Origin of the sequence: Vibrio sp. 10N.247.311.47 (assembly GCF_041467535.1) — a bacterium.
GTDB lineage: Bacteria > Pseudomonadota > Gammaproteobacteria > Enterobacterales > Vibrionaceae > Vibrio > Vibrio crassostreae_C.
In genome coordinates this window covers 51735-74037 of sequence record NZ_JBFSUR010000024.1, presented here as the reverse complement: position 1 = coordinate 74037, position 22303 = coordinate 51735, and the positions used below count along the sequence as shown (strand labels likewise).

At 44.2% G+C, this 22303-nt stretch carries 16 protein-coding genes; 7 read left to right on the top strand and 9 right to left on the bottom strand.

Annotated features, from left to right (window positions below):
* Nucleotides 1–2 precede the first annotated feature (2 nt).
* From AB6E51_RS16135 to AB6E51_RS16115, 5 genes are read left to right on the top strand one after another with little or no spacing between them, the layout of a single operon-like run.
* Nucleotides 3–728, top strand: coding sequence for a lipopolysaccharide assembly protein LapB (locus tag AB6E51_RS16135; RefSeq protein WP_102428926.1), 726 nt, complete (start codon nt 3–5; stop codon nt 726–728).
* Nucleotides 725–1216: a TadE/TadG family type IV pilus assembly protein gene (locus AB6E51_RS16130; RefSeq protein WP_102428925.1), complete on the top strand. Its 492-nt coding sequence runs from the start codon at nt 725–727 to the stop codon at nt 1214–1216. The genes AB6E51_RS16135 and AB6E51_RS16130 overlap by 4 nt, the downstream gene beginning before the upstream one ends.
* The gene (tadF, locus tag AB6E51_RS16125; protein ID WP_372057919.1) at nt 1213–1782 is read left to right on the top strand and encodes a tight adherence pilus pseudopilin TadF; all 570 of its coding nucleotides are present in this window, start codon (nt 1213–1215) and stop codon (nt 1780–1782) included. The genes AB6E51_RS16130 and tadF overlap by 4 nt, the downstream gene beginning before the upstream one ends.
* A 2-nt stretch (nt 1783–1784) precedes the next feature.
* The gene (locus AB6E51_RS16120) at nt 1785–3305 is read left to right on the top strand and encodes a pilus assembly protein TadG-related protein (protein WP_102428923.1); all 1521 of its coding nucleotides are present in this window, start codon (nt 1785–1787) and stop codon (nt 3303–3305) included.
* 6 nt (nt 3306–3311) lie between these two features.
* Nucleotides 3312–3995, top strand: coding sequence for an OmpA family protein (locus AB6E51_RS16115; RefSeq protein WP_372057918.1), 684 nt, complete (start codon nt 3312–3314; stop codon nt 3993–3995).
* 68 nt (nt 3996–4063) lie between these two features.
* Here AB6E51_RS16115 and chrA read toward each other — a convergent pair whose 3' ends face one another.
* Entirely contained in the window at nt 4064–5209 is a 1146-nt protein-coding gene (gene chrA, locus AB6E51_RS16110; RefSeq protein WP_372057917.1) for a chromate efflux transporter, read from the bottom strand.
* A gap of 101 nt (nt 5210–5310) precedes the next feature.
* Here chrA and AB6E51_RS16105 point away from each other — a divergent pair, with 101 nt between their 5' ends.
* Nucleotides 5311–6237, top strand: a complete 927-nt coding sequence (locus AB6E51_RS16105; RefSeq protein WP_372057916.1) for a LysR family transcriptional regulator — start codon at nt 5311–5313, stop codon at nt 6235–6237.
* Between the two features lie 269 nt (nt 6238–6506).
* Here the strand turns inward: AB6E51_RS16105 and AB6E51_RS16100 are convergent, their stop codons facing one another.
* The 8 genes from AB6E51_RS16100 to ebgR all read right to left on the bottom strand — a co-directional run bounded on the left by AB6E51_RS16100 (nt 6507) and on the right by ebgR (nt 20609).
* Entirely contained in the window at nt 6507–7847 is a 1341-nt protein-coding gene (locus AB6E51_RS16100) for an MATE family efflux transporter (protein ID WP_017060807.1), read from the bottom strand.
* 392 nt (nt 7848–8239) lie between these two features.
* The gene (gene ygjK / locus AB6E51_RS16095; protein ID WP_372057915.1) at nt 8240–10633 is read right to left on the bottom strand and encodes an alpha-glucosidase; all 2394 of its coding nucleotides are present in this window, start codon (nt 10631–10633) and stop codon (nt 8240–8242) included.
* A 15-nt stretch (nt 10634–10648) separates the two neighbouring features.
* On the bottom strand, nt 10649–11713 hold the full coding sequence (ygjJ, locus tag AB6E51_RS16090) for a protein YgjJ (RefSeq protein WP_372057914.1): 1065 nt from the start codon (nt 11711–11713) through the stop codon (nt 10649–10651).
* A 427-nt stretch (nt 11714–12140) separates the two neighbouring features.
* Nucleotides 12141–13574: an amino acid permease gene (locus AB6E51_RS16085; protein ID WP_372057913.1), complete on the bottom strand. Its 1434-nt coding sequence runs from the start codon at nt 13572–13574 to the stop codon at nt 12141–12143.
* Between the two features lie 572 nt (nt 13575–14146).
* Nucleotides 14147–15571 carry an amino acid permease gene (locus AB6E51_RS16080; RefSeq protein WP_017063320.1) on the bottom strand — a complete coding sequence of 475 codons (1425 nt, stop codon included), beginning with the start codon at nt 15569–15571 and terminating at the stop codon, nt 14147–14149.
* A 142-nt stretch (nt 15572–15713) separates the two neighbouring features.
* On the bottom strand, nt 15714–16166 hold the full coding sequence (locus AB6E51_RS16075) for a beta-galactosidase subunit beta (protein WP_017066026.1): 453 nt from the start codon (nt 16164–16166) through the stop codon (nt 15714–15716).
* Between the two features lie 3 nt (nt 16167–16169).
* Nucleotides 16170–19301, bottom strand: coding sequence for a beta-galactosidase subunit alpha (gene ebgA / locus AB6E51_RS16070; RefSeq protein ID WP_372057912.1), 3132 nt, complete (start codon nt 19299–19301; stop codon nt 16170–16172).
* Between the two features lie 324 nt (nt 19302–19625).
* The gene (gene ebgR / locus AB6E51_RS16065; RefSeq protein WP_017069515.1) at nt 19626–20609 is read right to left on the bottom strand and encodes a transcriptional regulator EbgR; all 984 of its coding nucleotides are present in this window, start codon (nt 20607–20609) and stop codon (nt 19626–19628) included.
* A 393-nt stretch (nt 20610–21002) separates the two neighbouring features.
* Here ebgR and galE point away from each other — a divergent pair, with 393 nt between their 5' ends.
* Nucleotides 21003–22022 carry a UDP-glucose 4-epimerase GalE gene (galE, locus tag AB6E51_RS16060; protein ID WP_372057911.1) on the top strand — a complete coding sequence of 340 codons (1020 nt, stop codon included), beginning with the start codon at nt 21003–21005 and terminating at the stop codon, nt 22020–22022.
* Nucleotides 22023–22303: the final 281 nt, after the last annotated feature.

Genomic DNA, 22303 nt, shown 5'->3' with positions numbered 1-22303 from the left:
TTATGAGAGCTAGATATTTTATTTTCACTCTTTTATTGGTGTCGTTAATTGGCTGCTCTTCAAGTCAATCTGAACTAAGTCTAGACAATGAAGTCGATAGCATGGAGCGAGTGGGTAATTATGATGGTTTAGTTAACTATTATAAAGGTAAGCTTGAAGAATCACCCAACGATACAGTTTCTATGCAGGAGCTAGCTAAAGTTTATTTTGATAAGGGTGATATCGAATCAGCAAGGTTTTATAGTGATTATCTTTTAGGCTTGAAAGTGGTTAATTGGGAGTTATCTCAATTACGAGGTCAAGTTTATAATGCAGATCATAACGATGCTTTGGCGGTAGAGTCTTATCTACGTTCTATTGAGTTGGGAAATAATACGGCAGAAGTAGATGTTCTATTGGGGATATCTCACTGCATGAATGGAGATTATGAGTTAGCCGAGAAATATTTTAATAATGCCAGAATCAAAGGTTACAATGATACTGCGATAAAGAATAATTTGGCATTGATTAAGTTTGCTGATGGAAGATATCAAGAAGTGATTGATTTATTACTTCCATTGTACTTGTCTGATCCTAAAAATAAAAAAGTTCAGGCAAATTTAGCTATTGCTTTGATTAAGTTAGGTCACGTTAAACAAGCCAGTGATGTTTTAGGTAGTAGTTATTCAATCAATGAAGTTACAACCATGTCTAGACGCCTATCTTCAGGCGCTGGGAGTTCAATATGAGAAGAATAGTCAAGTATGCTAAGGGGTCTCTAACCGTCGAGGTGGCTTTAGGCATCATCATTCTCATCACGGCGACGGTAATGATATTCGAAATGGCGTATCGGATTTACGTCTCAAATTTGGTTGAGTTTGCGCTCAGAGAATCGGTTAGGTCAACGACTGTTTTTCAGGGAGATAATTCATACACCAGTTATAATACCAGCTTTTTCAACGTGATGAATGATGAAAGTAAATTATGGTCTTCACTGACGCCTGTTGATAACTTTTCAATGGCAGGCAAATATTATGTGAGTTATGAGGATCTTTTATCTGATAATTATCGTAATGATGGCGATATGCTGATTGATGATTCGGGATATTCCTTCGCCGAAATATCATTGAGTTATCAATATGAACCTATTTTACCTTTGCTTGGTGGAAATTCTGAAATAATTTCATCTTCAGTGTTACTTACTCTCGAGCACGAGGGTTGGGAGAGTGTTAGATGAACATATCGGAATTAACAAATAATGGAGGCTTTCGAAAAAAACGCAACTCAACACTGCAGCGTGGCGCCTTTACCATTGAGTTAGCACTCATTTTATTTGTCGTTATAGCCATATTTTATTTTATGAGTGACGTGAGTCATAAGTTATTGGTTAGAGCAAAACTCGACCGAGTGAGTTTTGCTCTGGTTAACGTAATGAAAGAGCGCACTCGATATTATGATGAAAATGTCATCTTAACTGGTGATGATAGAGACGAAATGGTCATTATTGCCGCTCGTCTGCTAAACACAGCTCCAGAAAGCGTAGCGCTGAGAGTTGAAGCTATGCACGATGGCTCTGCTGCAAATATTGATTCATTCGAAAGTGACCAGTTCAACAACTTAGGTTGTAATGTACCATTAATTTCATCGAAAGAGGTTTTGGTTCCTGTAGAGAACGGAGTCTCTTTCCCTCTTTACCAAGTGTCATTATGTGAAAGTAATTCATCTTGGTTTGCACGTTTGTTGGGGATTGCTAATTTATCAGAAATAACCATTTCATCGAGTTCGGTGATGGTTGGGAGGTAGATATGATAAACCCAAATACATTTAATCGCGGTCCTCATCGTCAGAGAGGTATTGCCGCAATTTGGCTTGGACTGACGTTAATACCTTTGTTAGGCGTGTCAGTTTTTGCACTCGAGGGAACTCGATATATACAAGAAACAAGTCGTTTGAGAGATGCTGCACAAGCTGCTGCCCTTGCAATAACAATTGATGATAAATCGAATGAAGCAGATGCTTTAGCGACTCGATATGTTGATGATTATGTGCGTAGTATCGAGCATATAGATATCACGACAGTAAGGACTTATGAGGAGCCAACTGCGGCGAATGATGATACCGAGAAAATTCAATATGAAGTTGCAGCAGTGACTACCCATAATTCGTGGTTTGCGAGTAATTTAATTCCCTCATTCGATGAAAATCAAAAGCTTGCAGGCTCAGCGCTCGCCGCGAAATATCCTTACTATCTAGGTGATAAATTAGTAGACATTGTGCTAGTCACTGACTTTTCAGGATCAATGAATCGGGATTGGAGTGGGGCAAGTGGTGATGTAAATACAAAGATTCAAACTCTCAAACTAGCTGTTTCAGATCTTGCTGATAATATTTTGGTTGTGCGTGAAGGTGATTCTACAGTGCTTAACCGTCTAGCGATTGTTCCTTTTAACCTCAGAGTTCAGGATAAAATTAATAACAATTTATTCTCAGGAAGTCAGTTGAGGTATAGAAGTGATTACCACTCTTCTGTTTCCTCTAAAACGTATGAAAAAGTCAATTGGCGTTTTTGGTCAAAAAGAACATTAAGTGAAGTCGAAGATTGTGCCGATGATATATTTGATTGCCCTAATATTGGGAATAATAATCAGCACAAACAAGCTAAGAGAGTGTTGGATGTTTTAAATATTAAATCTAGACGTCTTGAAATACCAGAGTATATAGATTATCAGAAATCTGTTGATGATATGTTTAACTATAAAAGAGATAATACAGATTTAAAATTTGACTTTAGAGCGGATACTAATGTTATTTACAATAGCTCAATGACGATGACTAATGGCATAGGTCACTATGTGATTCCTCTTACCAGTGATTCTGATTTGATTGAAGAAATGCAGGATATGAATTCAGGAGGCAATACGGCTTCATATCAAGGTATTTTAAGAGGGCTTCAAGTACTTAATGATGGCATGCCAAGTAATTCGGCTAGTCAGCAGGAGATTGATGAATACAGTCAAAGAGTCAAAATTATGATTATTTTGAGTGATGGTCAAGAATATCCATATACGAGTATTTTACCCGACTTAGTTGATGCCAATATGTGCAATGCTGCAAGAGAGCACTTTCAATCTGAGAATGGCAGCCTGTATATAGGTGTTATAGGTGTTGATTTTGATGCGACTAAACAAAATGGATTTCAGAAGTGTGTCTTAAATCCTGATGAAGATATTATCGATGTACGTAGTCGCGAAGAATTGATTGAACGTATTCAAAATTTAATTGAGAAAGGATCTCGAGGTACTGGTGTATCGAGACTATACGGGTGAGTAAAGATGAAAAATACAATGCTAACAATAGGTATGCTTGTTTCTTTCTCTAGTTATGGGCAGGAGATTAGTGATCAGGTAGTAGAATATTGTGGGAATACTTTTTCAGAGTATTCTCACACCATCGAAATTGGTGAAGTTCAAGGGGTGGCTAGTCATCGTGATGGCTATTGGCAAATTCATGAGGGAAGTCATGATCCAGCTCTCAAGTGGGAGCTTCTTAAGCGCTCACAGTTGATCACTGATCCAAGTGATTGTCTCACTTATATATCAAACCTTGGTATTGCTAGCTTCGATAGTGACAAAGGGCAGCTCGTTGCTCGTGTTAACTTCGCCTTTGATCGTTATTATCTGACCCCTCTTGCTCGTGAAGTGCTTGCTGATGTGGCAAAACATCTCGCAGACAATGACTACCTAGTGACCATTGAAGGCCATACCGATTGGGTGGGCAGTGAAGCTTACAACCAAGGGTTGGGGCTAGAGAGAGCTCAAAGTACGTCTAAACAGCTTTTCACTTACGGTGTTGAAAAAGAGAAAATGACCCTGAAATCATTGGGTGAGTCTGAGCCAATCGCAAGTAACAAAACCTCAAAAGGTAGAGCTCAAAACAGACGTGCTGATGTGTATATTCCCCCAGAGTCTTTTAACCAAGACGATGCCAGTCCAGCCTCTACACAGATAGAAGAATAACCACTATCTCAACGGTCTCATAATCCGAAAATTATAATGCCCACTAATTAGAATTAGTGGGCATTATATTAAATGACTCCGAGTCCAAACCCTATTGCAATAAACAGAGCTACCATCCATACAATCGGCATCTTAATTGTTTTCAATAACCACACACCAACAATGATCAGAGCGAAGTCTATGCCGCTGCTTACTGCGCTTGTGAAGATCGGTTGATATAGCGCTGCCAACAATAAACCGACAACCGCCGCATTCACACCAGTAAGAGCGCCTGCCACCAAAGGTTTGCTTGCAATCGCCTGCCAGTTTTTCAATATACCGAGTAGCAATAAGAAGCCCGGTAAGAACACAGCAATCGTTGCGAGTAGTGCGCCTGTGATCGGTGCCGATGGCATCAATACATAACCTAAGTAAGTCGCAAGTGTAAACATAGGCCCTGGTACTGCCTGTGCTGCTGCATAACCTGTTAGGAAGGCATCTTGAGACAGTTGGTCACCAATACCATTTTGTAGCAACGGAAGTACCACGTGGCCGCCGCCGAATACTAAGCTACCTGCTTGGTAGAACAGGCCAAACACTTCAATACCTTGAGAGTAAGCACTGAATAGAGGCAGACCAACCAGCAAAGCAACAAAAATCACGAGAGGCGTTACCGATATTTTTTGCGTTGAAGGTATCGTTTTGATGTCTTGTGAGGTCAAAAACTTGCTGCCAATGATTGCGGCAAATAGAAGTACCAAGATTTGTGGCCAGATCCCAGGAAGCAACAGGAGAACCACGGCAGTCATGACACATAAAGCGGTCGCGACTTTCGATTGGCAAAAGTTTTTGTACATGCCAAATGTGGCATCAGCAACCACCACCACTGCGAGTAGCTTCAAACCGTGAATGATTGAATTAAACAGAGGTGCTTCCAATAGTTGATTGCTCACCAAAGCTAATATCAACATTAAGATGACAGACGGGGAAGTAAAGCCGATAAACGCAGCAATCGCACCCGTTAAGCCACCTCTTTTGTAGCCAACCGCAAAGCCAACTTGGCTTGAACCTGGGCCGGGTAGAAATTGACTAAGCGCGACAATTTGCCCGTACTCTTCATCAGATAGCCAATTAAGCTTCTCAACAAAGGTTTTACGGAAGTAGCCAATGTGCGCAGCTGGCCCACCAAAGCTAATCCAGCCAAGCCAGAAAAATGTTTTAAAAATTGAAAGCATGTTCGATTCCAGATAAATGTTTAGCGTAATTTATGGTGACTTGCACTATGATTCAAATTAATTGTTTTAATTATAACTATTAATGAAATAGGTTCTTCTGGATGGCTGATTTTAACTGGAAAGGTATCGATCTTAACTTATTGATAGCTCTGCAAGCGTTATACAAAACGAACAGTGTAAGTAAAGCGGCTGAGCGCTGTTATGTCAGTCAGTCTGCAATGAGTCATAGCCTTCAACGACTTCGAAAGTTGTTTGATGATCCTCTGTTTGAGCGGGTAGGTAGCAAGATGGAAGCAACGGATAGAGCGATTGAATTATCCAGTACTGTCGATGCCTTGCTCAATACCATTCAATCTGAAGTACTACTCTCTAAATCATTTGATGCAACAACTTACAAAGGCAGTTGGAAGATTGGTCTTACCGATTATGCCGAGCAGATGTTTGCTCCAGTGTTGTTTGATCTCATTAAACAGTCCTCTCCTGATTCTCAAATTGCGTTGTTCAACGTAAATCGATCTAACTATCAGCAAGTCTTTGACGATGCCAAGCTTGATATGACGATAGGCAGCTTTGGTGAGGTACCAAAGCAATATCGAACAAAGCATTTGTATACGGAGCAACATGTTTGTTTACTTGATCAATCGGTTCTATCCATTGAGGAGCCGATGTCGCTAGAACAATTTGTTGCTGTCGAGCACGCGCTTGTTTCCCCTGCAGGGGCTTTAAAGACGGGAGTGGACACTCGTTTAGGTGAACTCGGTTTAAGCCGGAAAGTCGCGATATCTTCCAGTAACTTTTTAACTGTTAAACGACTCATTCGTGGCAGAGAACTATTGTGTATTGTCCCCAAGCTAGTCGCGCGCAAGGATATGGATAGTGAAGAAACCTTACTAGCTGTGAAGCCACCAATTGATGTTCCAGATTTTGATATCCAGCTTGTTTATAGAAAGGCAAAGCATTTAGATGATAAAAATAAACTACTTAGAAAGCTGATTACTAATGCGATCTCATCTGTGATTTCCGAATAGTTTATTGTGTCGGTTAATCGTCAAATTCATATGAATTAATTTTAGAAAAATCCGGTTTATTATAAGAACCCGACTATACTTAATTTACGACTCAAGGCAGTCGTAAAGAATAGGCTTTTTGATTTACCTAAGTAAAAAAATTGGTTATATCCTCATGATATAGCTTAAAAAACTACCAGGCTAAACGGACTTAGTTGGTCTTAAAGCGCTAGCTCCCCCTAGCGCTTTTTTCTTTTGGTCGAGATAAATTTCGACGTATCAACAACAACCTAAAAAGAGAATCGAGTCCATTTCTTAGCTCGCCAGCGATAGGCCATGATGATTCCACGGAACCACTCGTCCATCGCGATTGCCATCCAAGCACCCAATACGCCATAACCCCAATGCACGCCAAGCAAATAGCTCATGGCAACCCCAATGCCCCACATGCTGAGAATGCCCATTTTGATCGGGAATTTAATGTCGCCAGCAGCCTTTAGACAAGAGATAAAGATAAGGTTAAATACTCGTCCAGCTTCAAGAATGATGGAACCTGCAATCAGTGCCGCCGTTAGCGCAATGATCTCTGGATCTTGCGTGAACAGATCGAGAATTTCGAAACGGAACACATACACCATGCAGGTGATCGCGGTTGACGCGATAAAGCCAACCACAAAGTAACGTTGCACGCGCTTGGTAATCTCGTCGATCCAACCCTTACCAATGTAATAGCCTGTTTGGATTTGGCTGCCTTGACCAATTGCCAGTGCAAACGCAAAAGAGAGGCGAGCGATGTTTTGTGCGTAAGTAAACGCAGCCAGTGAAGACGTACCCATCTGCACTACAAAGAAGGTAATGCTGATCTGAGCCATGTTATAAGAGAGCACTTCTCCAGCGTTCATCGAGCCGATCTTCATGATTTTTTGATAGATGGCTTTCGGCACAGATTTAAACTGCTTCACTGGTAGATAAATCCCTTTGCTTCTGACCACACCAATCAAGATCAACATTCCGATTACTTGGCTAATGACGGTCGCGGTCGCAACCCCTTGCACGCCGTATACAGGCAAACCAAAAGGTTGATATAAGGCACAGTAGTTACCGAATACGTTGATGACACCTGCAATCATATTGATCACCATCGGTGACTTTGAATAGCCATGACTGCGCAAAATAGTGGTGAGAACCACACCTATGGTTACATTGAAGGTGAGAGCACCACTGATGAACAGGTATTCTTGCGCGTACTGTTCGACTTGAGGTTCGAGTTGATAAAGCGGGATAAAATATTCAGCAACAAGAACGGCAATCACACTCAGTAGCACACCGGCAATAATGGCCAGAATGATACTTGCTACACCCACGTGAGCGCTCTCTTGAGTGCGGGAAGCACCATTGTATTGCGCGATTAGAATACCCGTACCACTGCTGACCATGGTCGAGACAATGATCAGGAAAAAGGATATCTGAGAAATAACACCAACGGCAGACACGGCTTTGTCCGAGTATCCCGATAACATGAATACATCACTGGTGTTGAGTGCGGTTCTTAAAAGAACTTCGATAAAAATTGGCCAGGTGAGCGCAACGATTCCCATACGTTTGTTTAGGGTGGAATCAGCATTAGGCATTTAGGTTTTCTCAAAAAAGGGGTAGGCGACGCTATAGTTTAGCTATTATTTAGTAAACGACTATCAAATTAATGTCCGGAAGGCTAATAAGGATAAATAAAATTCGAATAAGTCTTCAGAATTCAATATTTCAGTGAGGGTGATGAAATTTTTGAATGGGATTTCATAGCAAGAGCACTCTTTGCTTTTTGTGAGTAAAAGCTTGCCTGTGTTAGCTGAGTACAACGAACAGAGTAAAAGGATCATGGTAGGCCAAATGGTCTAAGTGCTTGTTTTTCGCTTACGTTACTTCAGATATAAAAAAGGCACTCAGCGAGAAACTGAGTGCCAAAGTCTGAAATTTATGAGGTTAGATTTTCATTGAATTTCAGAAGACAGGTATAGGTTTTTACTTACTCTGCGTCAGTAAAGAAATCGTTGTATAACATGTATAGGTGGGCAGCACTCCAAGAGAAGTTTGGAGCACCTTGTTGTTCACCGTTTAGCGGGTTGTAGTTCTCACGGATAGGACCGTCTTGTACCAAGCCATCGGCGTGGTCGAAGAATGCGCCTGCCATTTCAATCGCATCGTCACGGTAGCCGTAGCTGTCCATACCTTTTAGGCCGAAGTAGAACTGGTCTACCCATACACGTCCACGCCAGTAAATATCTGGGCCAAATGCTGGGCTAGAAAGCGCTGCTGTGCCCAGTGGAACGTAGGTGTTGAACTCTGAGGTATCTTTCATCACAGAGACCACGGCATCAGCGTGAGCTTGTGTTGCTGCACCGTTGAACAGTGGTGACCAACCCTCAGGGCCTTTACCACGCTCGACAATCGGTTTGCCTGCGCAGCCATTGGCTAAAGGCTTGTCTTCAATACGAATGTCATAGAAGAAGTTAGTACCTTCGTCGAACATACAGGTGTTGATGTAGTTCGATAGGTGCTCTGCTTTTTCACGGAACTCTTTCGCTTCTGCGTCTTTACCTAGAATGTCAGCCATTTCTGCTAGGTACTTGTTATCGCTGTACATGTAGCTTGCTTGGTCAACGGACTCTTGCAGCAATGAATAGCCAAGCAAAGTGCCGTCTTCAGCGCGGTTTTGAGCGAATTCAACATCCCAATCACTGCGCTTGCCACCGTTAGCAACGTACGCGTCTAGCTGGTCTTTATCGATGAAACCGAAGGCTGCTGCATCATCACGACCTGATTCCCAAGACGCAGCGGTTTGAGCTGGGCTCTCGATGTAATCGTAGTTGCCTTCTGCTACCACTTTATCCAGTTCAGCTTGGCCTACGACTGTTTCGTGTTTATCGCCACGAACCACGGTGAAGTACATTTCACCTTCAGGTGTGTTGTGTGCTTTGTCGCGTGCTGCGCCGTATTCTGGAACACCGTTGCCGTTGTTATCACGGTTGCGTAGCCACCAGTCGTGGTAAGCCACTAGCTTTGGATACATCTCTTCTAGCCAAGCTTCATCGCTGGTGGTCTTGTAGACTTCCATCACGGCCCATGCAGCTAGGCTTGGTTTGGTATTACGTTCGTTCCAGTTACCGCCGTCGCCGCCACGTTCTGGGCTTAGGTTGTAAGCCAATAGATCTGGCACGTAACCTTCATCCCAAGGGCGAACAGGATCGTCAGCTTGAATTTGGTAGGCAAACATCGCGCGGATGTTATCTTTCGCTACATCTGGGTTGAAGTGAGCCATTGCGTAGGCTTGCTTCCATGTGTCCCAAGGCCAAGTTTGGTTGCCCGAGAACCAACGCGCCGTCACGGATGGTGTCACAGAGTCAAACTCCATCGCACCTGCAGCGCCACGCCAGTTACCGTTTAGGGTTTCCATCGCTTTAACCGCAACACGCTCTTGCTCTGGTGTCGCGTTCGGGTTGGTTAAACCCATCTCAAGATAGCCTTCCCAACGTTCTGCTGATGCGGCTAAGAAGTCGGTAGGGTTTGCCATGATCTTTTTGATTTCAGGCTGTTCCGCTTGCGCTTCTTCTGCCGTTAGAACATGCGAGTATGTGGTGTAGATAGTCGTCGATGCTTCAATGTTTGCCGTTGAAGTAAACGCTAAACCATCAACCGTGGTTTTCGTTGGAATCGACTTGTGAACTTGGTATTCAGACTCACCAGAAGTCAGTAGATCCCATGTCGAACGAACCTTACCGAAGGTCACCTTTAGGCCATCGTCGGTTGCGACGATTTGACGGTCATACTCAGGGTAAGTTTCAGCGATTGTTTTGTCGGTTTGTGCCACGCCTTCTTTGGCGTGCGTCTTTTCTAGCAGTTCACCATCCCACACTAATTCAACCGGTGAGTCGGTAGTGATTTTTGTTTCTAGCAGAGAGGTACGGTTTGAAGCAAAACGCATCGTCATTTCTACGGTCACATCGTCAGATTTTAGCGTCTGAACCAATGCGCCCGGTAGGCTATAAGCTTCCATAGTGAAAGCCACTTTTTTGCCGTCTTTGAACACGCTTAGGCGGTCGAAGTTATCAGCCATGAAGTTGATATATTCTTCGGTAAGCAGTGCTGTACCTGGGAATCCGCCCATGCCTTCTGCACTGTCTGGCAGCAGATGACCGTGCCATGCACCTAGGTCGAAGAATGGGTTAAAGCGTTGGTGGTCATCGAAGTCGTAGTCACGCATGTATTCAGGTGAGCCAGTACGGTCGATAACGTTCTTAAATTCGTTGGCTTGCAGTTGCTCTGTGTCAGAGCCTGAGCCAGAGATTGAGTTTGAAGCACAACCAGTAACGACAAGGGCTGCACCGATAGCGAGAGCTGCGAATGATTTATTCAGTTTCATGATCAATTCCTGTTATTACCAGTAGAAGTATTGCATTGCGAACACCTGAGCGTCGCCGATTTCAGTGTCGCTGCCTACGCCAAAGCGGCTATCGAAAGCAGTCGCAAACGCGCCGTTGCCGTATTCATACCAAACGCCAGCATTGATGTAAGAGGTGATTTCTTTGTCGCCATTGTCACCGTCAAAGTTTGCGTAGTTGTAGGCTGCAGATAGGTAAACGCCTTGTGCCGCTTCGTACCATGCACTGGTTTGAATACCAGACTCGCTACCGAAAGACTCTTGGTTGCCTTTATCTGTATCGTGCCAAACACGAGTGGCGAAGTTTTTGTACTCAGCACCCAATAGCAATAGTTCACCACCATCGTTGTTACGAACTTCACCACCACCCATTAGGGTTAAGTCGTCGGTCAGATCGTATTGAAGGTAACCATTGACCATGGCGTTCTTATCTTTCCATTGGTCTGCGAAGCTGTCGTATTTACCGAAGTGAACAAGAGCATCGTCTTCCGAGAAGTCAGACTCTGGCGCGAAAGAAACGCTGTAGCGAAGCTTGCCTTCTAGGTTTTGAATCTTCACACCAAGGTGCACGTCTCGCGTGTTTGAGATCGCGTAGCCGTATTCAACCGTAGGGTCACCCCACCATTGAACGTCATCTAATGAAGAGTCCATACGACCAATCATGAATTCTGTTTTGTTATCTGTGCGGTAGCCAGCGTAAAAGCGGTTGAAACCACCTTCAAAACCGCCCCAGCCGTGGCCCGTTGCCCAAGCATTGCCTTCGTCATCGGCTTGTACTGTCCAGCCCTCCATATAAGCAAGACCAAACCAATTACCGTGCTCGATAGCCAAGCCAGCTTCAATGTAAGTGCCGTCTGCGTAGCGACCTTTATCATCACCTTCGAGTGCTACATGACCACCAAGGCCAAGCTCACCATAAAAGTTAAATAGGGTTTCAGTTTCTGTTTTAGGGGGCTGAGTATCACTGTGGTTTGCTGCGGACTCTTCCGCGTGGGCAGTGGTACTTAGGGCAGCAAGAATACAGCTTGTAATAAGAGTGGTTTTAGTAAAACTACTTTTCATTTTAATCACTTCTGTGTCGGGTTATAAATGAAGGTTCGTAAGCAGTTCTGACTTCTAATATGGGGTGCTCTTCAAGGCGTATTGGTCAGGTTACTTACGATCGCAAAACCGATATTAATGATAATTTTGGTGTTTAAAATTAATTCAGTTTAAAAGTGTGATCTATTTTTAGTAAATATTTACTTTACTTCTATTTTGACTTTAAGTTGAATGTGTAGAGGCATGGCTAGGGTGATAGCTATTCAGTTGGTGAATTGCTTTATAGGCGGTTAGATTGTTGACTCGAATGTCTTCTTTCTTGAAGGCTTTGGTGAAATTTAGGTGTTGAGGGGGAATGTACCGACAAATAAAAAGGCACTCACCAAATGCGAGTGCCTGAAGTTTAAATGTAAGTGCCTTAAGCTTTCAATCAGAGTGTAGGGTAAAGCTAAGCGTTCGCCGGTTCAGGCTTTGCTTCTAGTTTTTTCTCTTCTGGAGATAAGCTTTTCTCGTATTGACCGTACTTCCACCATGCGTAGCCAAGGAAGATCACGATACCGCCCACGTTGTAGAAGATGATGGTCATGATGTCAGCACCTGTTGGGAAGGTTGACGCAAAGAAGCCAACAGTGAAAATGCCGATCAGAATCGAGACCACGGTAATGCCTGTCATACGTGAGCCCATTCTGAAATCACGAGGTAAGTGATCCAACTTCAAACGTAAATTAAGGTACGCGATCATGATGAATAGCGGTGGCAACATCGATGCTGCAGCTGTCATGTTGATAATGGTACTCATCAGATCTTGAACCGTATCGGACGCCAGTGTCGGAATGAACATCAGTGGAATCACAATCAAGAACTGAATCCAAGCCGCACGCTCTGGAACGCCTTGTTTGTTTAGAGCGACTGTTTTCTCACCGAAGATACCTTTAGGGATTTCAGAGAAGAAAATCTTAACGGGTGTCGCTGTCCACATCAGCAGAGAGCCTAGCATCGCCGTGAATGAAACCACGCCCACAAAGCGATTCATTAGGATTTCAGACAACCCAAAGTGTCGTGCTAGCCCTTCGAATACCTGCACTGAGCCGCCAGTAAATTTAAGCTCTTCTCGCGACACAAACACGTTTGCTAGTACTGAACCCACCGAGTAAAGCGCACCAATGAAGATACCGGCAATGATGATCACTTTAACGAAAGACTTGTGACCACCTTTGATGTCGTTAACGTAAACCGCAACCGATTCTGCACCGCCTGCCGCCATGAATATCCAAGTGATTACGCCAAGGAATGCCCAGTTGAAGCTTGGTGTCATCGCTTCAATTGTGATTGGATCTGCTGGCTCGATACCACCGATCAAAGCACCGCCAGACAACAAGATGTAAGACATTGTTAGCAACAACATAAGCGACGAGGTTAGTGAGGTGATGGGGCCTAGTAGTTTCGCGCCATTGTTTGAAATGTGCGTAGCAATCGCAAACAAAATGGTACTGAGGATCGCCGTGGTGATTGGCGTGAATATGTACTCAAACCCTAAGAACGCATACGACGCATAAGCGATGATTCTAGGCAGCAGAGAGGTGAAGAAGAACAGGTTAACAAACCAGTAGGTATAAGCCGAAATAAACGCCCAGCGGCCGCCTAGAGAGCTTTTAACCCAAGAGTAAACACCCGCTTCAGAGTCTTTATTCAGTGACACAAACTCTGCGACAATCAAACAAAAAGGCACAAAGTAAAAGATGGTGGCTAGAAAGAACATCGGTGCCGAGGAAAGGCCTATCTCGATGTTGTTGTTAATGATGTTGTTGAAGCTGTATACCGCCGCGAAGGTCATAGACAGTAGGGCAAACTTGCCTATCGTACTGCGTTTATTTTCGGACATGATGTTCTCCGGTGAATCACGTTGATGATCGTTATAACTTGGTCCTAGAGAGGGAGGCTCTAGGCCGCACTTTTATTGTTATGTTGGTTTGGCAAACACCCGCTTTGTTTTGTCAGGGTTGGCTCATTGTTGTTTTTATAGATTTACGATCGGACTTCTTAGTGCTTCCCCTTCTTGCTTTTCAGTAAAGTTATTACCAAAACAAAGAGTTAAAGGTTAAGAGGTTCATCAAAGAGATTGTTTGTTTCATGAACGACTATTTGTAAGGCTTGTAGGGGCTTTTTTGTCGTTTTTAAATATGAACTCGTTCGTCTCTTCAGCAAGAAGATTAAAGATTAAGCGGCGGGAAGTTAATCAAAATTGATCAAATATGTGACCTTGAGTAAATAAATTTAGTTAATGTTTTACCTTGGTTTTTATTTGAGTTTTATTACCTATTAATTGGTGTTTTTCGTGAACTGAAACCTTGACGGAACGCCGTTTTTATTTTTGGGGTTTTTATTTTAATTATCTGATTTAAAACAAAAAAAGCGCCAATTAAGGCGCTTTTAACTAGATGTATAGATTCTGGATTACGACTGCTTAGCCGTTTCTAGCTTTGCTTCTTTACCTGCTTGCTTCTTTTCAAAGCGAGAGATCCACCACCATGCGATACCAGAGAATACCGCTGTCATGAAGACGTTGATGAAGAAGGCTTGAACAAGGTCAACACCTGTCGGGAATGCCGATGCTGTCATGCTCACAATGAAGATACCAATCAGTACCGATACTACTGCCATACCTTGAACTCGAGTACCCATGCGGAAATCACGCGGTGTGTCGTCGTGTTTCAAGCGGAATACAAAGTAGGCCACCATGATGAAGATTGGCGGTAGCATTGCGGTACCTGCTGTTAGATTGATTGCTGTATTCATCATGTCTTGTACAGATTCAGAGCCGAAGCCGTTCACCACAAGCATCACGAATACAAACGCGAACTGCCACCAAGCTGCACGTACTGGTACACCGTGTTCGTTAAGCTCTGTTGTCTTCTCGCCGTAAACACCTTTAGGGATTTCAGAGAAGTGAATTTTTACTGGAGCTGCTGTCCACATCATCATCGAACCGAACATAGCAACGAATAGGATAATACCGACGAAGCGACCCGTTAGAGATTGTGAAATGTCGAAGTAGTTTGCCATACCTGTGAAGATTTCAACCATGCCGCCAGCGTAGGTCAGTTCATCACGAGCAACGAATACGTTTACTAGAAGAGAGCCCACTGCGTACATTGCGCCGATTGCGATACCTGCACCAATGATAACCTTGATGAAAGACTTGTGACCGCCCTTAACATCGTTTAGGTAAGCGGCTGCGGTTTCTGCACCACCGGCTGCTTGGAAGATCCAACACATGATACCTAGCGTTGCCCAGTTGATGGTCGGTGTCATTGCTTCAAGCGTGATTGGTTCTACTGGCTCATGGTTGCCGCCCAGTGCCATTAGTGCACCGATAACGTAGATTGCAAACAGAGCGAATACACCGTAGGCCACGATCTCGGCAATCTTACCTAGCCAGCTCGCGCCTTTGGTTGAGATGTGAGTTGCTGCAGCAAACAGAGCAATCGAGATAGCCGATGTGACGACTGGCGAGAAGGCGTATTCATAGCCCAACATCGCGTAAGACGCATAGGCGATTACGTTTGGTAGCAGGGATACAAACCAGAAAAGGTTTACGAACCAGTATAGGAAGGAACCTAGGTAGGCTGCTTTTGAGCCTAGTGGTTTTTTTAGCCAGTCATACATGCCTGACTCAGAATTTTTATTTGCTGATACGAATTCAGCAATGATGAACACGAACGGAATGAAGTAAATAAGGGTCGCGAGCAAAAAGATAGGGGCTGAACTCAATCCCAATTCGATGTTGTTGTTTACAATGTTGCGAACGTTAAATACCGCTGCAAATGTCATGGAGAGTAGGGCAAATTTGCCTAACTTACCGCGTACAGATTCAGACATAGTGTCCTCCGAGGAATCACGTAATTATAGTCGTTATTTCTCAATGCTTCCTTGTAGGGAGGAAGCATTGAGGCTTTGTTCAGCATGTTGGAGCCTTGAACGGCAAGGCTCGATACATACTGTGAATAGATAGCGTTATTGTTTATTTATTGAGGAAGTAACCGTCTTCAATGGTCACTTTCAGTACCACTTTTCGAACTCGGTTATCACCGTGGAAACGGTAAGCCTGATTGTTGTCAAAGATCGCCACTTGGCCTTCAGCTAGCTCACGAGTTTCACCGTTCCCCATTAGGTGTTCGCGGTCGGTTTCATCGCTATAAGCTTGGATCTGCTCTAGCTCTGATTTCGCTGCGAATTCAACCGTTTCACGGCCTTCTAGGTAGTAGTGCACGTCGAAGTAACGACGATTACCGGTGAAGTTTTCTGTGTTACGAGCCACACCGTCTTCAATCATGTAAGCCAGTGAATCACCAATTGAATACATCACGCCATCTTTGATGTTTCCGATGTTTTCAATCGCTTCTACACAGCGTTGCCATTTACGACCATCGCGGTAGACGACTTTAAATTGTTCTAAGTTCTCTAAAACGATCATCGCTTATGCCTCGTTCAGTTGTGGTTGAGCTTTTGGTGCATTCACCGTAAAAAACTCATCGCCAAAGTTGTGATTGATTAGGTGCTGCGCATCGCAATCGCCTGCTTGGAATGGAATCAGAGTTAAACCGTAGCGGAACTCGTCCATGTAAACGCGGTAAGAATCGAGCACTTCGCTGCCCCAAGAGTTAGAGCCTAAGCCCATCACTTGGTGATCTAGGTTTAACGTGATGTAACCGCTTTTCTCTAGCTCAATGGTGTGTTGTGCTTGGTGCAGGTTTTGGTTGGTGTAGAACCATGCGCTGAAGTTGATTTCTTGCTGTGGTTTTACTGCAATACCATTACCCGCGCGGCTTGAAAGCGCAGCCCAACGAACGTGTTGGCGGTTGCCGTTGTTCTGTGGGAACGGGTAGTTCTCGAACATGTCTGCAACGGTTGATTGGTACACATCAATCATGTTGGCTTGCTTGCTGTCTTGGTAGTTCTCTTCAGGGCCGCGTCCGTAATATTGGACTTGGTCGAAGTCGCCGTTGATGCCCATATCAAAACCAATCACAGGAATTACATGAGGGTACTCACCGTAACGTTCGCCGCTTAGCTCAACGTTCAATTGGCCTTCAGCATTAACTTGGTAGCGATATTCACAACGCATGCCGAAATCGAATACTGGTGGAGCAATGATGCTGGTGGTGGTGATCTCTACCTTGCCATTTACCTGTTCAACGTTAACGCATTCAAGGTCAATGCTACGGAAGTGCTCCTGCATAATTTGCAAGTGTGCAGGCTCCCAGTAACCATCGTGCTCTTGTTTATGGTTATCGATCATTGGCTTGAAGAAGTTGATTCGTGGTTCTGACTTAATCATCTCTTCGCCATTGACCAACCATGACGTCAGCTTGCCGTTCACTTTCGAGAAGTTCAGTGCGAAGTTGTGGCCTTTGATTAGGTAAGCTAAACGAGACTCTTCCACATTCAGTGCTGTCGCATTGTTGTTAGTGAAGGCTTCTAGCTGTGCTGTGTTCTCTTTCACTTGGAATTGATACACCGCGATGTCGTGGTTCGCTTCGCTGTAAGGCGTACGAGAATCCTTGCGCACGGTAAAGTTCACAAACACTTCGCGCTCATCAAGTTGTGGCAAGTTAAGTGTCAGTTCACGGCTCGAGTTTTCTGCCAGTTCTTCAATCTTGATGTGTTGCACAGCAATGGTTTCACCTTCAGCACGGATTTCCGCAGTGATGGTGTAGTCATCGATGTTTGAGAACCAAAGTTTGTTGTCTACTGTGAAGGTGCCGTCTTCAGCATTGAAGTCACGGATCTTCACTGGTGCGATAACCTGCTTGTACTCTTTTAAGCCTGGCCCCGGTGTTTGGTCTGGGTAGATCAAACCGTCCATGCAGAAGTTGTAGTTGTTCGGGTAGTCACCGTAGTCACCGCCGTACTTATAGAACTCAGTACCCGCTTCATCACGCGCTAGAATGCCGTGGTCACACCATTCCCAAACGTAGTGACCTTGAATTGCATCGTGCTTGTAGAACACGTTTTGGTATTCGGTTAAGCCACCTGGGCCATTACCCATTGCGTGTGCGTATTCACAGATAATGCGTGGTTTTTCGTGTGGGAATTCACCGAAGGCATTCATCAGTTGAGCACGTGAGTACATGGTTGAAATGATGTCGACCACTTCAGCATCGCGGTCTTCTTCATAGTGAACCAAGCGGGTGTCATCAATCGCTTTTGCCGCATCGTACATAGAGCGGATATTGCAGCCGTAGCCTGATTCGTTACCTAAAGACCACATGATGATAGAAGGGTGGTTCTTTTGAGCGTGGATATGACGTTCGATACGTTCAACAAACACCGCTTCCCATGCAGCATCGTTAGTGATGCGGCTTAGGTCACCAACGTTAGCAAAGCCGTGTGTTTCAACATCGGTTTCGCCCATAACGAATAGGCCATAAATATCACACAGTTCGTAGAAGCGTGGGTCGTTCGGGTAGTGCGCCGTGCGTACTGAGTTGATGTTGTGCTGCTTCATCAACACTAAGTCTTTCTCTACGCGATCCATGCCAACCGCACGACCTTTTAGGTGGTCGTTGTCGTGACGGTTTACACCGTGCAGCATCACGTATTTGTTGTTGATGTAGAACAGACCATCGCGAACTTTAATGTCGCGGAAACCAACGCGCTGTGGAATCACTTCCAACACCTTGCCGTCACCATCTTTCAGCGTAAGCAGCAGTTGGTATAGGTAAGGGTTCTCAGCGTTCCATTGGACAGGGTTAACTACATCGATAGAGAATTGAGTATCGGCATTGCCGCCAGTCTGTTGGTTAGGAACAGTTAGGTTATCTACTGAGCCTTGCGAGATAACTTGGCTGCCATCAAGCAATGCGTACTCAAGGGTTGCGTTTGCCGCTGCTGCTAGGTTTTCTAGTTCCACTTTGCATAACAGGGTCGCGCTTTGGTAAGCGTCGTCGAAGTCAGTGCGAACGGTAACGTCTTGAACGTGCAGTTGTTCTTTACCTACTAGGTAAACGTCACGGAAGATACCGCCCGTCCACCACATGTCTTGGTCTTCAATGTAGGTAGAGTCGGCCCACTGCATCACTCGAATAGAAAGTAGGTTGTTGCCTGCTTTTACCTGGCTAGAGATATCGAACTCAGCGGTTAGGCGGCTGCCTTTGCTGAAGCCCACGTACTCGCCGTTTACGTAAACTTCGAAGTAAGTTTCAACGCCATCAAATTTGATGATGGTTTGTTTCTCGTCCCAGCTTTCGCCAAGGAAGAAAGAGCGTTGGTATGCGCCGGTTGGGTTGTCTGATGGTACGAAAGGCACATCAATTGGGAATGGGAAACCTTCATCTGTGTATTGAAGATCGCCGTGGCCTTCCATTTGCCACATGTTTGGAACCGTGATGTTTCCCCAGTCGCTCATTTCCTGAGAATAGAACTCTTCAGGAACCAATAGCGGATTGGTGAAATAGCTGAAATTCCATTGGCCACTCAATAGTTGGAAGTGGCTGCTCAGTTCACGCTGAAACGTTTTTGCATTTTTTTCTGATGCGTACGAGAAGAAGTATGCACGCGGTGCCATACGGTTCTCATGTAAGTTCAGGAAGTTTTCCCAGTTGTTCACGTTGCCTCTCTCTCGGTCTGAATGCAGTTTGCTGACCGACGTTCTTATGCGTAATTGGGTCGTAGTGAATACGAATATTTTTGGACTGAGGTAATTATTAGTAAAAGTTTTACTAAATGAAATTGGTGAAAACGTTTTACTTTAACTTCATCACGTTTTTTTTGGTCTTTTTACGGTGCTGTGTGATCCACTTAAAAGAATGCTATTGGCTGATTTACGCAGTAGGTTAAAGAGGGAGATATGTGTCGATTGATGTATGTGACGGGCACAAAAAAGGCCACCTTCAACAAAGGTAGCCTTTATTTATCTACTTGATATGTTTAATTATTTTGTTGTATCGCGCAGCTTAAGTTTGCTTGGTACATAGACGCGTAACGGGATGGTTCGGCCGTCGCGTACTTTTTCAATCAGCAGGTTAACGCCTTGAATTCCCATCAGTTCAGAGTGAATACGAACCGTTGATAAAGATGGGAAGGTAAATTTAGCTGTTGGGATGTCGTTTACACTGATCAGCGCAATATCTTCAGGGATGTTTAATCCGTGCTCATGAACTGCTCGTAAAACGCCAATTGCGATGGAATCTGACGCAATAAACATGGCTTTAGGGTAGTCGCCCGTCGCGAGCATCTGTTTTGCAAGCTTGTAACCTGATGAGCTAGAGAAGTCACCACGGTAGATGTCTTGCTCACTGACAACGTTCTTGAGGCCACCATATTCAGCAAAAGCGACTTCACGAATATCAGGGGTATTGACGTCGTCTTGGCCACCAATAAAGCCGATGCGCTCATAGCCTTGGTTGATAAAGAAGTTGGTGATCTCTTTGCTGATCAAAGCCAGGTCGATATCGACAGAGTCATAAGGTTCTGAGTGATCGGTAAAATCGACATAACAGATATTATCGCTCAGCTTTTTAGCTTGCTCGATAACCTCTGGTGTCATTCTACCCACCAACAAAACACCTGTGATTGGTGCTGAATTGATCTGTATTTTACTTTCATAACAGTTGGTTAGCTTAACTTCCATCTTTTCACATTGGGTTTCAATCCCGTGGCGAATCGATAGATAGTAAGGGTCGTTAACTTCCGCTTCTTGCTTGTAGTTATACAGTGCTAGGAAGTGATGGTTTTGTTTTTTACTGCTAACGGTTTTTCGTGAGCTGCTGGTTTTGTATTCCAACTTCTCTGCAATTTCAAAGATACGCCTTTTGGTCTCTTCCTTGACGCTTAATGTTGGATCTTCATTGAGAACCCTTGAAACTGTAGCCAATGATACATTCGCTTCAGTCGCGATATCTTTTAACGTTGCCATACTCACTTCCTGTTATTGGAACATTGCGCTGCTTTGAAATTGGTATTTAGTAAAAAAGCAATGCACCTCTTTATTCTACAGACCTATTGTAATCAAACTGGACGTCATTGCATTAACTTTTAGTAAAATAAATGCTCAACTCATCTGTGATGTCTCAAATCTAACTATCTATAATTATCTTATTAAAATTCAATAAATTAGAGGTTAACAGCTATACATTCCCTCTATGTCATGAGCAGTACCAATGATGAAAGTTAGTGTAAACGTTTACACTTCGTGGTTTTGATCACAGAATTATAGTCAAAATGGCTGCTACTATTTCTGACATACGGTGCTACTGAGCTGAATGTCAGTTCGAGTTAGCCCACGAATGACGACAAAGAGAGGTTGATTGTGAAAGTACTGGTTACGGGCGGCATGGGTTACATCGGAAGTCATACATGCATTCAAATGATACAGGCAGGTATGGAGCCGATCATTGTTGATAACCTTTGCAACAGCAAAGAGCTAGTACTGGAGCGAATCGAATCATTGACCGGTAAGCGACCAACTTTTTATCTTGGCGACATTCGTGATCAATCTTTTCTAGATAGCGTTTTTTCAGAAAACGATATCCAAGCTGTGATTCACTTTGCTGGCCTGAAAGCGGTTGGGGAGTCGGTGTCCAAGCCTTTGGAGTACTACGATAACAACGTCAATGGATCATTAGTGTTAGCTCGCAGCATGAAGAAAGCGGGTGTGAAGAGCATTGTATTTAGCTCTTCGGCTACCGTTTACGGTGATCCAGAAGTGGTGCCAATTACTGAAAGCTCTCCAACGGGTGCAACAACTAATCCTTATGGTCGCAGTAAGTACATGGTCGAAGAATGTTTGAGTGATTTGTTCAACGCCGAAAACGACTGGAGCGTGACGTTACTGCGCTACTTTAACCCAGTTGGCGCCCATCCATCGGGCACTATGGGTGAAGACCCACAAGGTATCCCAAACAATCTGATGCCGTTTATTGCTCAAGTAGCGGTAGGTCGTCGCTACAAATTGGCTGTTTTTGGAAACGATTACCCAACAGTCGATGGCACAGGCGTTCGCGACTATATTCATGTTATGGATTTAGCGGACGGACACGTAGCCGCATTGAAAGCGGTGGGCGAGAAGGCGGGTTTACACATTTACAACCTAGGCACGGGCAAAGGCTCAAGCGTACTCGAGATGGTTGAAGCCTTCGCACAAGCATCGGGTAAGCCAGTTCCTTATGAACTTTGCCCACGCCGCGCTGGTGATATTGCTGAATGTTGGGCAAGCACTGAAAAAGCAGAGCGCGAGCTTGGCTGGAAGGCGACGCGTAGCGTGATGGAGATGACGGCAGATACGTGGAATTGGCAGTCAAATAACCCGAACGGCTATTCCCCTTCGTAATTGAAGCCGCAGCGTTGTTAGCTGCGCTTACCAATTCCAATCACATAGAAGATCTATGCTCATGGATATTGGAAATCTTGCTGCCTAGCTGCAACTCCAATTTCTTTGGGGAAGGCAAAGACAAGATATGAGAAAAGAGAGATTCCAGATATCTCGTGCCTCTATTCTGGAATGACGGATGAGCATAAGGCTATGAAGTGGTTGCCTTTGCACAAATAGCACAACGAGATCACACGTCATTCCCTACAGCGAGGAACGAGCGTGATAGGGAATCTCCTTGT

Coding starts and splice junctions, on each gene's coding strand:
- AB6E51_RS16115 (WP_372057918.1), top strand. CDS start 3,312: ATGAAAAATACAATGCTAACAATAGGTATGCTTGTTTCTTTCTCTAGT.
- AB6E51_RS16105 (WP_372057916.1), top strand. CDS start 5,311: ATGGCTGATTTTAACTGGAAAGGTATCGATCTTAACTTATTGATAGCT.
- AB6E51_RS16085 (WP_372057913.1), bottom strand. CDS start 13,574: ATGTCCGAAAATAAACGCAGTACGATAGGCAAGTTTGCCCTACTGTCT.
- AB6E51_RS16100 (WP_017060807.1), bottom strand. CDS start 7,847: ATGCCTAATGCTGATTCCACCCTAAACAAACGTATGGGAATCGTTGCG.
- ygjK (WP_372057915.1), bottom strand. CDS start 10,633: ATGAAACTGAATAAATCATTCGCAGCTCTCGCTATCGGTGCAGCCCTT.
- AB6E51_RS16120 (WP_102428923.1), top strand. CDS start 1,785: ATGATAAACCCAAATACATTTAATCGCGGTCCTCATCGTCAGAGAGGT.
- ygjJ (WP_372057914.1), bottom strand. CDS start 11,713: ATGAAAAGTAGTTTTACTAAAACCACTCTTATTACAAGCTGTATTCTT.
- tadF (WP_372057919.1), top strand. CDS start 1,213: ATGAACATATCGGAATTAACAAATAATGGAGGCTTTCGAAAAAAACGC.
- AB6E51_RS16075 (WP_017066026.1), bottom strand. CDS start 16,166: ATGATCGTTTTAGAGAACTTAGAACAATTTAAAGTCGTCTACCGCGAT.
- ebgR (WP_017069515.1), bottom strand. CDS start 20,609: ATGGCAACGTTAAAAGATATCGCGACTGAAGCGAATGTATCATTGGCT.
- AB6E51_RS16135 (WP_102428926.1), top strand. CDS start 3: ATGAGAGCTAGATATTTTATTTTCACTCTTTTATTGGTGTCGTTAATT.
- AB6E51_RS16080 (WP_017063320.1), bottom strand. CDS start 15,571: ATGTCTGAATCTGTACGCGGTAAGTTAGGCAAATTTGCCCTACTCTCC.
- AB6E51_RS16130 (WP_102428925.1), top strand. CDS start 725: ATGAGAAGAATAGTCAAGTATGCTAAGGGGTCTCTAACCGTCGAGGTG.
- chrA (WP_372057917.1), bottom strand. CDS start 5,209: ATGCTTTCAATTTTTAAAACATTTTTCTGGCTTGGCTGGATTAGCTTT.